General features: G+C 74.2%; 15 protein-coding genes. 5 read left to right on the forward strand and 10 right to left on the reverse strand.

Annotated features, from left to right (window positions below):
* Together AB0H81_RS39945 and AB0H81_RS39950 are read left to right on the forward strand one after the other, a co-directional pair.
* A partial coding sequence (locus tag AB0H81_RS39945; RefSeq protein ID WP_358386159.1) for a helix-turn-helix transcriptional regulator occupies window positions 1-575 on the forward strand: 575 nt, incomplete at its 5' end.
* Window positions 576-748: 173 nt separating this feature from the next.
* The gene (locus AB0H81_RS39950; protein WP_358386162.1) at window positions 749-1,582 is read left to right on the forward strand and encodes a maleylpyruvate isomerase family mycothiol-dependent enzyme; all 834 of its coding nucleotides are present in this window, start codon (window positions 749-751) and stop codon (window positions 1,580-1,582) included.
* A gap of 10 nt (window positions 1,583-1,592) precedes the next feature.
* On the opposite strand, the gene AB0H81_RS39955 is transcribed toward AB0H81_RS39950, so the two are convergent.
* From AB0H81_RS39955 to AB0H81_RS39980, 6 genes are all read right to left on the reverse strand, one after another.
* The gene (locus AB0H81_RS39955; protein ID WP_358386165.1) at window positions 1,593-2,369 is read right to left on the reverse strand and encodes a methyltransferase domain-containing protein; all 777 of its coding nucleotides are present in this window, start codon (window positions 2,367-2,369) and stop codon (window positions 1,593-1,595) included.
* Between the two features lie 39 nt (window positions 2,370-2,408).
* Window positions 2,409-3,392, reverse strand: coding sequence for an aldo/keto reductase (locus AB0H81_RS39960; protein WP_358386168.1), 984 nt, complete (start codon window positions 3,390-3,392; stop codon window positions 2,409-2,411).
* Between the two features lie 105 nt (window positions 3,393-3,497).
* Window positions 3,498-4,262 carry an SDR family NAD(P)-dependent oxidoreductase gene (locus tag AB0H81_RS39965; protein ID WP_358386171.1) on the reverse strand — a complete coding sequence of 255 codons (765 nt, stop codon included), beginning with the start codon at window positions 4,260-4,262 and terminating at the stop codon, window positions 3,498-3,500.
* Between the two features lie 168 nt (window positions 4,263-4,430).
* Entirely contained in the window at window positions 4,431-5,744 is a 1,314-nt protein-coding gene (locus tag AB0H81_RS39970; protein WP_358386173.1) for a transcriptional regulator, read from the reverse strand.
* 42 nt (window positions 5,745-5,786) lie between these two features.
* Entirely contained in the window at window positions 5,787-6,953 is a 1,167-nt protein-coding gene (locus AB0H81_RS39975) for a DUF6596 domain-containing protein (RefSeq protein ID WP_358386176.1), read from the reverse strand.
* Between the two features lie 228 nt (window positions 6,954-7,181).
* Window positions 7,182-7,532, reverse strand: coding sequence for a YciI family protein (locus AB0H81_RS39980; protein ID WP_358386179.1), 351 nt, complete (start codon window positions 7,530-7,532; stop codon window positions 7,182-7,184).
* A gap of 232 nt (window positions 7,533-7,764) precedes the next feature.
* Between AB0H81_RS39980 and AB0H81_RS39985 the strand changes: the two genes are divergently transcribed.
* Window positions 7,765-8,391, forward strand: coding sequence for a TetR family transcriptional regulator (locus AB0H81_RS39985; protein WP_358386181.1), 627 nt, complete (start codon window positions 7,765-7,767; stop codon window positions 8,389-8,391).
* Window positions 8,392-8,414: 23 nt separating this feature from the next.
* Here the strand turns inward: AB0H81_RS39985 and AB0H81_RS39990 are convergent, their stop codons facing one another.
* Window positions 8,415-8,537: a hypothetical protein gene (locus tag AB0H81_RS39990; protein ID WP_358386184.1), complete on the reverse strand. Its 123-nt coding sequence runs from the start codon at window positions 8,535-8,537 to the stop codon at window positions 8,415-8,417.
* Complete coding sequence (locus AB0H81_RS39995) at window positions 8,524-9,174, reverse strand: alpha/beta hydrolase (protein ID WP_358386188.1); 651 nt, start codon at window positions 9,172-9,174, stop codon at window positions 8,524-8,526. The genes AB0H81_RS39990 and AB0H81_RS39995 overlap by 14 nt, the downstream gene beginning before the upstream one ends.
* 66 nt (window positions 9,175-9,240) lie before the next feature.
* Between AB0H81_RS39995 and AB0H81_RS40000 the strand changes: the two genes are divergently transcribed.
* Window positions 9,241-9,813 carry a PadR family transcriptional regulator gene (locus tag AB0H81_RS40000; protein WP_358386191.1) on the forward strand — a complete coding sequence of 191 codons (573 nt, stop codon included), beginning with the start codon at window positions 9,241-9,243 and terminating at the stop codon, window positions 9,811-9,813.
* Window positions 9,814-9,919: 106 nt separating this feature from the next.
* Here the strand turns inward: AB0H81_RS40000 and AB0H81_RS40005 are convergent, their stop codons facing one another.
* Complete coding sequence (locus AB0H81_RS40005; RefSeq protein ID WP_358386194.1) at window positions 9,920-10,663, reverse strand: BTAD domain-containing putative transcriptional regulator; 744 nt, start codon at window positions 10,661-10,663, stop codon at window positions 9,920-9,922.
* A gap of 163 nt (window positions 10,664-10,826) precedes the next feature.
* Between AB0H81_RS40005 and AB0H81_RS40010 the strand changes: the two genes are divergently transcribed.
* Window positions 10,827-12,146: a S1 family peptidase gene (locus AB0H81_RS40010; protein ID WP_358386197.1), complete on the forward strand. Its 1,320-nt coding sequence runs from the start codon at window positions 10,827-10,829 to the stop codon at window positions 12,144-12,146.
* 244 nt (window positions 12,147-12,390) lie between these two features.
* On the opposite strand, the gene AB0H81_RS40015 is transcribed toward AB0H81_RS40010, so the two are convergent.
* On the reverse strand, window positions 12,391-12,745 hold a 355-nt coding region (locus AB0H81_RS40015), incomplete at its 5' end, for a hypothetical protein (protein WP_358386201.1).

A 12,745-nucleotide genomic window follows, 5' to 3' on the forward strand; every position in this document is an offset into this window, starting at 1 on the left:
CCCGATGCGGCAGGACGGAGGAGGTCGTCGCCGCGTTCCACCGGTTCGACGCCTGGGCGGCCGAGACCGGCCGGCCGACGCCCCTGGCAGTCGCCCATCGCTGCCGGGCTCTCCTGCTGCCGCCCGGTCAGGACCGCGAGGAGCCCTTGGAGGCCGCCCTGCGCAGCCACCGGCTCCACCCGCACCCGTACGAGCAGGCCCGCACCGAGCTGGTCTACGGCCAGTGGCTGCGCCGGACCCGGCGGCGGCGCGCGGCCCGCACGCTCCTGCGCGCCGCCCTCGACCGGTTCGAGCAGCTCGGCGCGGCGCCCTGGGCGCGGCAGGCCAGGGCGGAGCTGCGCGCCACCGGCGACCCCGCCGCCTCTCCGGCGAGCCGCCCGCCGCACAGTCTGCTCACCGCCCAGGAACGCCAGGTCGCCCGGCTGGCCTCCCACGGCGTCAGCAACCGCGACATCGCCTCCCAGCTCTTCCTCAGCCCGCGGACGGTCGGAAACCACCTGTACAACGCGTTCCGGAAGCTGGGCATCGCCTCCCGCCACGACCTGGAGAGCCTGTTCGAACGTGACCCCCTCTGAGGCGGGGCCGCCCTCGCCGGAGAGCACTCCGTCAGGGACGGGGACGCCCTCGCCGGCGTGTGCCGTGCTTGGTCAGTCAGGAGGGCGGGCGTCCCCTGAGCGGCCCCTCACACGCCCGCGAATCACCGGCAGGGCGGGTTCCCGGACGAGGCGACCGGTGTGACAGTGGGGTCATGGATCATGTTGCCCACTTCCATCGCGAGATCACGGCCTTCCGGGACGCCACGCTCCGGGCGGCCGCCCTCAAGGAGGCGCCCCTCGTGCCGTCGTGCCCCGGCTGGTCCGTGGCGGACCTGGTCGTCCACCCGGGCGGGGTGCACCGAGGGCTGATCACCGTCATCGAAGGCAGACCGGCTGCCTTCCCCGACGCCGGCGATCTGTCCTTCCTCCGGTTGCCCGCCGACATCACGGGCTGGCCGCGGCCCGAGAACGCCCCCAACCGCGGGCCGATCCCGCGCGGGCTGGACGACTGGTTCGCCGAAGGGGCCGCGCTGCTGGAGGAGCAGTTCAGGACGAACGACCCCGGCACGCCCGTGTGGACCTGGTCGGAGGAGCAGACCGTCGGGTTCTGGACGCGGATGCAGGCCATCGAGGCGGCCGTGCACCGATGGGACGCCGAGAACGCGCTCGGCGCGGCCGGGCCCGTGGACGCCGAGCTGGCCGCCGACGCCGTGACCCACACCTTCCAGGTCATGGCGCCGGCGCGGCGCGCCTGGACGCAGGCGCCGCCGGGGACCGGGGAGCGGTACCGCTTCCGGCAGACCGACGGCCCCGCCGTGTGGACGGTCTGTTTCGACGCCGAGGGCCTCCGCCTCAGCACGAGCCCGACGGGCGACGACCCCGTGGCGAGGGAGTCCATCGGTGCGGGACCGGCCGACGTGGAGCTGGCGGGGACGGCGTCGGATCTCATGCTCCACCTGTGGCGACGGGTCCCGGCGGATCGGCTGGAGGTTCGCGGTGACCAGGAGATCCTGGAACGCTACTTCGCCCTCGTCCCCCCAGTGTGAACGCGCGCCGTCACGTCCGTCTCGCCACCACGTGGGCCAGGGCGGCCACGCGGCGGTACGGGTCCGTGGCGCCCGCCCGTTCCTCACACGCGAGAAGAGCGGCCAGCTCCGCCTCCCCGGGGACCTCGGCGTCGTCCGGGGCGGCGTCGGTGAAGACCCGCACCCCGTACCAGGCGTCCACGTCGAGCCGCCGCCGGGCGAGCGAGGCGGTCAGGACGTCGAGGCGGTCCGCGCGCGCCGTCACGCCGATGCGGTTGCCGTACGACGGCTCCTCGAACGCCCGCCACGCCGCCGCCCAGTCGCCCGTCAGCCCCGGCCGCATCGCCAGCCCGTCACCGTTGCGGACCAGCAGCGACAGAACGCCCCCGGGCCCCGGGAGCCGGGCGAGGTCGTCCAGCAGCGGTTCGGGGTCGGCGAAGTACATCAGGACGCCATGGCACAGCACCACGTCGAAGCCCCCCGGCTCGAACAACGCCCCGAGGTCCCGCACGTCGCCCTGGACCGGCCGCACCCGGCCCCGCACTTCATCCGGCTCGCCCGCCAGGGCGTGGCCGAGGTCGGCCAGGAGCGCGGGGGAGGAGTCCAGCCCCGTCACCTCGTGGCCGCGCCGGGCGAGGCGCAACGTCTGCGTCCCCTGCCCGCATCCCGCGTCCAGGACGCGCAGCGGCGCCCCCTCCGGGAGGTGGGCCGTGAGCTGCCGGGTCACCAGCTCCTGCCGGACGATCTGCCGGAGCGTGCCGAGCCGGGCCCGCCACCGATCCTCACCCGTCGCGAAACCCGTGTCCATCTCACTCCTCGTCGCTCGGTGCGCGGGCGGCGGCCCGGGTCACCAGCGGCCGGCCACCTGCGGGGCGATGAGGTCGTCGTACACGTCCCGCACGGCGCGCAGCGTCTCCGGCGGCAGCGGGGCCAGCCCGGCCGCCGCCGCGTTGGCGCGGGCCTGGGCCGGGTTGCGGGCGCCCGGGATCACCACGCTCACCCCCGGCTGGTCGGCGATCCAGCGCAGCGCGAACTGCGCCGTCGTCGCCCCCTCCGGCACCAGCGGCGCGAGCCGCCGCACCGCCTCCAGCCCGGTCGCGAAGTCCACGCCGGAGAAGGTCTCCCCGACGTCGAACGCCTCACCCCGGCGGTTGTACGACCGGTGGTCGTCCGCGGCGAACGTCGTGTGCTCGTCGTACTTGCCGGACAGCAGGCCGCTGGCCAGCGGCACCCGCGCGATGATGCCCACCCCGGCCGCGCGGGCCGCCGGCAGCACCGCCTCCAGCGGGCCGAGCCGCAGCATGTTGAGGATGATCTGCACGGTCGCCACGCCGGGCCGGGCGATGGCCCGCAGCGCCTCCTCCCGGGTCTCCACGCTCACCCCGTACGCCGCGATCCGCTCCTCGGCGACCAGCGTGTCGAGCGCGTCGAACACCTCGTCGGAGGAGTAGACCGGGGTCGGCGGGCAGTGGAGCTGCACCAGGTCGAGCACGTCCACGCCGAGGTTGGCGCGGGAGCGGTCGGTCCAGGCGCGGAAGTTGTCCAGCGTGTAGGCGGCCGGCTCCTGGGGGACGCGGCGGCCCATCTTGGTGGCCACCGTGACCTCGCCGGCGGGCCGCGTCTTCAGGAAGCGGCCGACGAGGCGCTCGCTCACCCCGTCGCCGTAGACGTCGGCGGTGTCGACGAACGTCACCCCGGCGTCGGCCGCGGCGGTCAGCGTGGCCAGGGCGTCGTCCTCGGGGACGTCGCCCCAGTCGGCGCCGAGCTGCCAGGCGCCCAGCCCGACGACGCCCACGTGGCGGCCGGTCCGGCCAAGAACTCGCTGCTCCATGGTGCCTTCCCCTCTCCGCCGCCTGGTGTGTGAACGTTAACAGCCTGAACGGCCCCGCCGCGACCCGCCCCGCGCGACCGCGCCCCGGACGACCGGCCGGTTCGGTCAGTTGGGCGGGTCGAAGCGGCCGTCCACGGCCGTCCAGCCGCCGTCCACGTACAGCACGGACCCGGTGACGAAGCTCGCCGCGTCGCTCGCCAGGTACACCACCGCCCCGGCCATCTCCTCGGCCCGGGCCCACCGGCCGAGCGCGCTCTTGGCCGCGTACGCGTCGTACCAGGCGGGGTCGTCCTTGATCTGCCGCGTCAGCGGCGTCTCCACCACCCCGGGCGCGATGGCGTTGACCCGCACCCCGTACGGGCCGAACTCGGCGGCGGCGGTGCGCAGGAGCTGCACCAGGCCCGCCTTCGTGGCCGAGTACACGCTCTGTCCCGGCTCCGTCACCGACGCCCGGATCGACGCGAAGCCGATGATCGAACCGCGCCGCCGCTCCACCATCCCCGCCCCGAAGGCGCGCACCACGTCGAACGAGGCCCGCAGGTTGAGGTCCACGACCCGGCCGAACTCCTCGCCGGTGTAGTCCAGCAGCCGCTTGCGGACGTTGGTGGCGGCGGTGAACACCAGTACGTCCGCGGGTTCCCCGGCCCCGGCCTCCCGGACCGCGTCCGCGTCGAGCACGTCGAGCAGCCGGGCCCGGCCGCCGGCCCGCGCGGCGGTCTCCTCGGCGGCCGGCAGGTCGCGGTCCGCGCACACCACCTCGGCGCCGTGCGCGGCCAGGGCCAGCGCCGCCTCCCGCCCGATGCCGCTCCCGGCCCCGATCACCACAGCCCGCCGCCCGTCCAGGCGGAACAACGCGTCGTATCCCGTCATGGGGAAACCCTACCGACTGGTCTGACCAGTGCACCAGGTGCACCGGAGCGTGTTCAGCCGAGCGGCAGCGATCTGAGCGCGCCGGTGAAGGCGTGGACAACGGCGCGCTGGTGGCCGACGTCGTGCGCCGTCACGTGGCCGCGGGGGCCCGCACGAGGCGGTACGGGCCTAGGAACGCACGAGGCGGTACGGCTGGCGGGGCCGGCCCGCCGCCGTGCCCCTGACGGGCGGCAACGGCCACGCCAGCCCTTCCTCCGCCAGGCTCTGCAGGACCCGGCGGGCACTCCGGGGGGCGATGGACAGCACGTCGGCCACCACCTCGGCGTCGACGACCATCGCCTCGCGCCCGTCGCCCAGCCCCGCGATGAGGCGTTCGAGGAGCTTGGCCGCCTTGGTGGCCGCCACGGGTTCCTGGACCCGTTGCCGCTGGCGGGCCGGCAGCGACAGGACCGTGCCGTCCCCGCTGACCAGGTACGCGGCGGCGGCCCCGGCGGCGCGCGCCTTCTCCACGGCCACCAGGGCGTTGGCGTCGGCGTCGCGGGCGGTGATGCCGAGGCCGATGCCGACCTCCACGGCCACGCCCAGGTCGGCGCGGATGCGGTCCATGAAGGGGGCGGCGCGGAAGTCGTCGGTGGCCTGCGCCAGCGCCCCCACCGTGGCCGTGACGACGTAGCTGTTCTCGTCGCGGGCCATGACGGTGGCGCCCATGAGCCGGGCGTCCGCCAGCAGGGCCTGGTGCAGGGAGAGCTTCAGCTCCTGCTGCCAGTAGTTGCCCGGCCCCGAGTAGGACGGGCGGGCCGAGGCGGCCAGCTCCACCACGACGATGGCGATGCGCGACTCCTCCAGCCTGCTGCCCGTGCCGAGCAGGGCCGCGGTGTCGAGCGCGAGCCGCAGCGTGCTGAGCGTCGGCAGCATCCGCAGCACGGGCACGCGGGCCGCGGCCAGCTTCTCGGCCACGCTCCTGACCGTGGTGAGCGCGGCCGTCGTCGCGCCCTGGCCGTGGAGCCGCTCGTGGAAGGCCACGAACCCGCGCGCGGACTCCGGCTGGTCGTACTCGGACAGGTGGACGCCGCTCGTGCTGAGGCCGATCTCGCGGTAGGCCTCCTCCACGTCCGAGGCCGGCAGCGAGTCGATGCTGACCCGCGCCGGGTCGATGCCGAGGGTGAGCACGCCGCGCAGCAGGCTCGCGTACAGGCCGGCGCCGCTCATCGGCACGTACGTCGCAGGGACGGGCAGCTCGCCCGCCTGGCGGGCCAGGTCGTACTGCAGCGGGCCGGTGAACAGGGCGACGTCGACGTTGTCAGCGATCTTGCTGAACTTCTCGAAGGTCTCCTGCTCCTCCGTGTGCGGTGCGCCGACCAGCCGCCAGCCGGCGGCGCCCGGCATGCCGGCGGCCGTGGTCATGATCTGCTCGACCAGGTCATGGGAGCCCACCACGCCGATCGCCACCCGGGAACGCGCCTGGGACCGCAACCGATCCATGATCTTGATCACTCCAGTCCGGATCGCCATCGAGCAGGCGGCTCATGGCCCACCGAGCACCGAGGCCCTGTCGTCCTCGGCGAGGTCACTGAAGATTACCCGCCCGAGCGACATCCGAAGATCGATGAACGGGAAGCCCGAGCCGTGGACCACCCGGCCGGTACACGCGCGGCGGCTACCGCTGGGTGTCCCGCCGGGCGCGGCGCAGGAAGTCCTGCTCGGCGGCGTTGGCGGTGCGGGCGATGGCCGCCTCGTACGCCTCCGCCGCCTCCGCGTCCCGGCCCAGGCGCCTGAGCAGGTCCGCGCGGATCGCGTGGAAGAGGTGGCCAGGTCCAGACCGTCGACCAGGGCGAGGGCGGCCCGCGGGCCCTCGACCTCGGCCACCGCCACGGCCCGGTTCAGGGCCACGACCGGCGACGGCGCGACCACCATGAGCTGGTCGTACAGCTGCACGATCTGCTCCCAGTCGGTGTCCGCCGCCGTGCGGGCGTCGCCGTGCGCCGCGTTGATCGCCGCCTGGATCTGGTACGGCCCCGGCCGGCCGCGGCGCAGGCAGCGGCGGACCAGCGCGTGCCCCTCGGCGATCAGCTCCCGGTCCCAGAGCGAGCGGTCCTGCTCCGGCAGCGGCACGAGGTCGCCGCCGGGCGTGGTCCGCGCGGCCCGGCGCGCGTCCACCAGCAGCATCAGCGCGAGCAGCCCGAGCGCCTCGGGCTCGTCCGGCATCAGCCCGGCCAGCAGCCGGCCCAGCCGCACCGCCTCCGCGCACAGGTCGTCGCGGACGAGCCGGTCCCCGAAGGCCGCGGTGTGGCCCTCGGTGAAGATCAGGTAGATGACGGCGAGCACGGAGCGGAGCCGGTCGGGCAGGTCGGCCTCGCGCGGCACGCGGTACGGGATGCGCGCGTCCCGGATCTTGGCCTTGGCCCGTACCAGCCGCTGCGCCATGGCCTGCTCGCTCACCAGGAACGCGCGGGCGATCTCGGCGGTGCCGAGGCCGCCCAGCAGCCGCAGCGTGAGGGCGACCTGGGCGTTCACGGCCAGGGCGGGATGGCAGCAGGTGAAGATCAGCCGGAGCCGGTCGTCGTGCACGGGGCCCTCCTCGGCGGGGGAGCCGGGGTCGTCCCAGGCGTGCAGCAGGGCCGCGGCGGCGTGCCGGCCGGCCCGGGACGACTCGCGGCGCAGGCGGTCGATCGCCCGGTTGCGGGCGGTCATGATGATCCAGCCGCCCGGGCTCGGGGGCGTGCCCTCGGCCGTACTCCCGCCGGAACACCCCTTCGACGTCCACCCCTTCGACGTCCGCCTCCCGGTGATCCGGGCCGCCGGGCGCGGGGCCGAGGTCCCGAGGGTCCTGCGGTTCGTGAGGGTCCTGACCGGGGGAGGGGGGCCGCGGGTCCGGCTCCTCCTGCGCGGAGGGGCCGGACGCGGGCGGCATGCGGCGGGTCAGGGCAGTTCCCTGAACGGCCGGACCTCGATCGGCAGGCCGCTGGCGGCCGAGATCTTGCGCGCCCACTCCAGCGCGCCGTCCAGGTCGTCGGCCTGGACGATGACCAGCCCGCCGACGTGCTCCTTGCCCTCGGTGAACGGGCCGTCGGTCATGAGCGTGTCGCCGTCGCGCACCTGAAGCACGGTGGAGCTGCTCGCGGGGTGCAGGGCCCCGTTGAACACCCACGCGCCCGCCTCCCGCATCTCCTGGTCGACGGCCGCCAGGTCCCGCATGATGGGGCCCAGCACCTCGGGCGGGGGCGGGTCCCCGTCGGGCTGGTACAGGTTGAGCAGGTACTGCTGCCGCATCGGTGCTCTCCTCGGTGTCCTGGGCGGCGTTCTCGCCGTCCTCTCATCCTCCACACGAACGGGACACCGCCGGATCGACACCCCGCGCCGCCGGATTCACGACTTCTTCGCTTCCCCCTTCCTCGCCCGGATGTCCACGGGCGAACGCCGGCCGGTCGCTCGGCCCGTCTCGACGTGTTCTCCACGCGGTGCCTGTGGTTGCATGCGGGAGACCGGAAGGGGAGGAGGCGGGGTGGGGAGGCGCACGCAGGCCGAGCGGACGCGGGCCACGACCGGGGAGCTGGTGGAGGCGGCGCGGCTGCTGTTCGGGCGCGACGGGTACGCCGCCACCTCGATCGACGACGTGGCGCGGGCGGGGGGCCTGACCAAGGGCGCTGTGTATCACCACTTCTCCGGCAAGGCCGACCTGTTCCGCGCCGTCTTCGTCCGCCAGCAGGAGCGCCTGACCAGCCTGATCGCCGAAGCCGCCATCCGCCCCGGCGCCGCCCCCACGACCGGGGGGCAGGACGCGGACCCGCTGGAGGCGGTGCGGCGCGGCGCTCGCGCGTTCCTGCTCGCCTGCGCCGAGCCGGAGACCCGGCGGATCGTGCTGCTGGACGGGCCGGCCGTACTGGGCTGGGACGAGGTGCGGCGGATCGAGTACGGGCACACGCTGCGGCTGCTGCGCGAGGGGCTGGCCGCCGCGGCGGACGCCGGCCGGATCGAGCCCGGCGACGTGACGGTGCGGGCGCACCTCGTCTTCGGCGCGCTGTGCGAGGGCGCCATGGTCGTGGCCCGTTCCGGCGACCCCGGCACGGCCCTCACGGAGGTCCTCGCCCGGGCGGACATCCTCATCGCCTCCCTCGCCTCTGGCATCTGAGCGCGCCGTCACCCGCGGGGAGGTCAGGGCAGCAGCGCGGCGACGGCCCGGGCGAAGCCCTCCGGGTTGTCGAGCATGATGTTGTGGCCCGCGTCCGGGACCTCCACGAGCCGGACGCCGGCGGCGGCGAGGTCATCGGCCGCCACGGGGGGCCCGCCCTCCGGGTACAGGTAGCCGCGCGGGATCGTCATCGACACGAGCAGCTCCCGCATGGCCGGGTTTGCCCTTCGCCAGGCCCGTCGCCGTGCGGTGCAGCCCGCGGAGGTCCGCCAGCCGCATGGTCGACCACCAGTGGGGGCCCACCCGCTCGCGGACCTCCTTCCAGCCGTCGCGGACGAAGTCGTCCTCCGTGTGGCTCGCGATGCCGCTGCCGCCCGGCAGGACCAACGAGGGATCGTACGGGTCGAGGTTGGCGTCGACGAGGATGAGGCGCCCGGCCAGGCAGGGATGGCGCGCGGCCAGGGCGATGGCCACCGCGCCGCCCATGCTGTGGGCGACCAGGGATGCCCCCTCCACCCCGGCCTCACGCAGGGCCGCGGCCAGCGCGTCGGCGTGCGCCTCCAGGGTGTAGGAGAAGTCGTCCGGCCGGTCGCTGATGCCGAAGCCGAGCAGGTCCACGAGCAGGGAGCGGCGGCCGGTCAGCAGCGGATGGGCGGCCGCGGCCGCGTAGTAGGGGGCCGAGGCGGCTCCCAGGCCGTGGACGTACACCACGGCCGGGTCCGTGCCGGGCAGCTCGACCCAGCGCAGCCGGGCGCCGCTCGGGTGGACGATCGCGTCACGCATGGGTGACCTCCTGCTCAGGGATACATCGGAGCCGATATATGTCGGTGGCGATGTAGGATAATACACATGCTGGAGCTGGCGATACTCGGGTTCCTCAGGGACCGGCCGTCGCACGGTTACGACCTGCGCACGAAGGTGGCCGCGCTGACGGGCCACGTCCGCCCCGTCGCGGACGGCACGCTCTACCCGGCCATCAAGCGCATGGCCGGCGCCGGGTGGATCACGCGCAAGGACGAGCCCGGGGCCGCCGCGGCGCCGCGCCGCGTCCTCTACCTGACCGAGGCGGGGGTGCGGGAGCTGGAGCGGCGGTTGCGTGATCCTGACCCGCTCGACCTCAGCGACGAGAACCGCTGGTTCACGCTGCTGGCCTTCCTGCGTCACCTGGACGACCCCGCCGCCCAGGCCGGCGTGCTGCGCCGGCGGCTCGCGTTCCTGGAACAGCCGGCGAGCTTCTTCTACGACGGCGACCGGCCGATGAGGGCGGAGGAGTTCGGCGACCCCTTCCGTCAGGGGCTGCTGAGCATCGCCCGGGCCACCAGCCGGGCCGAGCTGGCGTGGCTGCGCGCCACCATCGAATCCCTCGACCCGCGGCCCGCCGGCGACCCCGACGACGGATCGAGATTCCGCGAATCGTCGTGATCGCCGACATGGTCGGCCCCGGCGTCGAGCCGGGACGGACGGCCATGCCGCAGTGGCGGCGGCTCGCCGAGGCGCTGCTGCCCCAGCGGGCCGCCCTGTAGCCGGCTCAGCCCAGCGACGGGTCGTCGCCGAGGATCCTGCTCTGCAGGGTCGTCAGCTCCCTGCCGGGGTCCAGTCCCCGCGACTCCGCGATGACCTCCCAGGCGTTCCGGTACGCGTCCAGGGCCTCCGCCCGCCGGCCGTCCCGGTACAGGGCCAGCATGAGCTGCGCCCAGAGCCGCTCGCGCAGCGGGTCGTCGGCGAGCGCCGCCCGCAGGTGGGTGACGGCCTCGTCCAGGCGCCGCAGCGCCAGCAGCGCGTCCACGTGGTCGTGCACGGCGGCCAGCCGCCGGTCGGTGAGCTGGGCGGCGGCCAGGCCGAGCGGGTCGGAGCCGTCGTCGAGGCCGTCGAGGGCGGGGCCGGTCCACAGCGCCAGCGCCCGCGCCAGGTCGCGGGCCGCCTCCTCGTGCCGTCCCGTCTCCAGGGCGCGCCGGCCCGCGCCGGCCAGGGACGCGAACCGCACGGCGTCCACGTCGGCGCCGTCGACGCGGTAGCCGTGGGGGACGGCCTCGATCGTGCCCTCCGGGGCGAGCAGCACGCGCAGGTCGCACACGTAGGTCTTGACGTTGCCCCGCGCGGAGCGGGGCTCCCTGCCGTTCCAGAGCCCGTGGACCAGCCGGTCGACCGAGACGCCCAGGCCCGGGGTCAGGCACAGCAGAGCGAGGAGCTGGCGGTGCTTGCGCCGCGTCACCGCGACGGTACGCCCGTCGGCGGTCAGGACGTGCAACGCGCCCAGGAGCCGGACCTCCATTCAGGCCTCACGGGGCGACGGTGATCTCGCGATGAAGAACGCCACGACCAAGGACGATATGTCATGATCGCTGACGCTGTGAGGTGAACCGTTTGTGAACCACCACCTGTGATGATCTTGCCGCGTTCGTCCCGCATGCGGGGCATGAGGAAAGGACCGGCACGTGCTCAGGAAGTTACTCGGGGTCGCCGTCGCGGCCACCGTCGCGATGTCCGCAGCCCCCGCCGTCGCGTACGGCGACACCCCGGAGCCCGGGGCGGCCACGCAGGGCGACACCCCGAAGTTCGAGGCCGTCGCGCAGGACGACACCCCGGAGGAGCCCGAGGAGAGCGGCCCTGAGGAGACCGCGGAGGACGCGGCCAGCGTGGCGGACGCCGACGCCGCCGAGATGGAGGACCTCCAGCAGGCCGCCACCGAGGAGGGCATCACGCTGGAGCAGGCCGTCGCCCGCTACGGCTGGCAGGACGACTTCGTCAAGGTCGCCAACCAGGCGCGGGACTCCTTCCCCGACACCTACGCCGGAGCGGTCGTCGCCGAGGACGGTTCGAGCGCGTCCATCGCCTTCAAGGGGGAGGTCCCCGCGACGGTGACCGACCTGGCCAGGACCGTGCACGCCCCCGTGAAGGTCGTCGGCGGCCGGCCGTACTCCGAGGAGGAGCTGCGGCAGACGCTCAAGACCACGCACTACGAGATCCTCGCCCGGGCCGACGTCGCCACGAGCGCCGGTGAGTACGACGTCGAGCGCGGCGTCGTCACCATCGAGGCGCAGCCGAAGGAGCCGCTCGCCGACCCGGCGGCCAAGGAGCGCTTCCGCGCCGCGCTCCAGCTCGCCCGGCTCGCCGGCTCCAACCCCGCCATCAAGGTCGAGGTCAAGGTCGCCGACCAGGTCGAGGTCCAGCCCCAGGCGTACATCCGCGGCGGCGGCCTGTTGAACACGACGGGCGCCCAGACGGTCTGCACCACGGGGTTCACCGTCAAGAAGGGCAGTACGACGGGCATCTCCACGGCGGCCCACTGCGGCGACGACTCGAAGCTGCGCTACCACAACCACGACACCAACGACTACACCATCGTCACCCGCAAGAGCCGCCACGAGGGGGGCCACGGCGACATGGCGTGGTACTCGCGCGGTGGCTACACGGCGGCGAAAACCTTCTACTACAACAAGGGCAAGACCCGGTACGTGGACGAGACCCGCTGGGCCGTGCAGGGCGTGCGTCTGTCGAACTACGGCCGGACGAGCGGCTACAAGAGCAGCGCCAAGATCTACCGGATCAACGTGTGCGTCGACCGGGTCTGCGACATGGTCGCCATGGACAAGATGAACACCAAGGGCGGTGACAGCGGCGGCCCCTGGTTCAACGGCACCTCCGCGTACGGCATCCACATGGGGTGGGCCAAGATCGGCGGGAAGAAGCGCTCGATGTACAGCGAGGTGCGGTACCTGCCGCAGGCGCTCGGAGTCACGGTCCTGGAGCGCTGACGCGACACGCGTGCGGGGCCGCCCCGGCGGGCGGCGACAGTGAGATGTGCGGGGCCGTCCGTGGCGGGCGGCCCCGCGGTCATGTCCGGCTTGGCGCTCGCCCCCCGGCTGTGTGGCGGGTCCACGGGGATGATCACCACCTGGAGCCCCATGTCGGATCCAGATTGACGACTAGTGAGGGAATGTGGTCGGGTCGTAACTCTTGTTAGAGATGTGATGATTGAGACCGCTTCGGGGGTAAGCGTTAGATGTCGCGGTATTCACGGCACGCGTTCGCGCGCGTGCTCGCCTCCGCGTCCTTGGCCGGTGCCGTGCTGACGGCGGGTTCCACAGCGGCGGAACCCGCGTCGGCCGCGGGGCCGGCGGGAGCGGCGGCGGTGGATGGCGCGGCGCCCCACCCGATGCGGGGTACCGTCCGGGCGGCGCAAGTCTCCGGCGCCGCCCGGACGGCACGTTCCGCCGTCTCCTCCGCGGGGTCCGCGGCCTCCGCGACCTCGGGCTCCACCACCTCGGCCGTGGCGGCCGAGCCGATGCCTTCGGTCTCGGCATACGCTGGGGCGCGTGGTTGAGCCGAACCTCCTGCACGTACCCATTCTGGA

The organism is Nonomuraea sp. NPDC050691 (genome assembly GCF_040654455.1).
In the GTDB taxonomy this organism is placed as follows: domain Bacteria; phylum Actinomycetota; class Actinomycetes; order Streptosporangiales; family Streptosporangiaceae; genus Nonomuraea.

Coding starts and splice junctions, on each gene's coding strand:
- AB0H81_RS39965 (WP_358386171.1), bottom strand. CDS start 4,262: ATGACGGGATACGACGCGTTGTTCCGCCTGGACGGGCGGCGGGCTGTG.
- AB0H81_RS39975 (WP_358386176.1), bottom strand. CDS start 6,953: ATGACCGCCCGCAACCGGGCGATCGACCGCCTGCGCCGCGAGTCGTCC.
- AB0H81_RS40000 (WP_358386191.1), top strand. CDS start 9,241: ATGCTGGAGCTGGCGATACTCGGGTTCCTCAGGGACCGGCCGTCGCAC.
- AB0H81_RS39980 (WP_358386179.1), bottom strand. CDS start 7,532: ATGCGGCAGCAGTACCTGCTCAACCTGTACCAGCCCGACGGGGACCCG.
- AB0H81_RS39960 (WP_358386168.1), bottom strand. CDS start 3,392: ATGGAGCAGCGAGTTCTTGGCCGGACCGGCCGCCACGTGGGCGTCGTC.
- AB0H81_RS40005 (WP_358386194.1), bottom strand. CDS start 10,663: ATGGAGGTCCGGCTCCTGGGCGCGTTGCACGTCCTGACCGCCGACGGG.
- AB0H81_RS39950 (WP_358386162.1), top strand. CDS start 749: ATGGATCATGTTGCCCACTTCCATCGCGAGATCACGGCCTTCCGGGAC.
- AB0H81_RS39970 (WP_358386173.1), bottom strand. CDS start 5,744: ATGGATCGGTTGCGGTCCCAGGCGCGTTCCCGGGTGGCGATCGGCGTG.
- AB0H81_RS39995 (WP_358386188.1), bottom strand. CDS start 9,174: ATGCGTGACGCGATCGTCCACCCGAGCGGCGCCCGGCTGCGCTGGGTC.
- AB0H81_RS39955 (WP_358386165.1), bottom strand. CDS start 2,369: ATGGACACGGGTTTCGCGACGGGTGAGGATCGGTGGCGGGCCCGGCTC.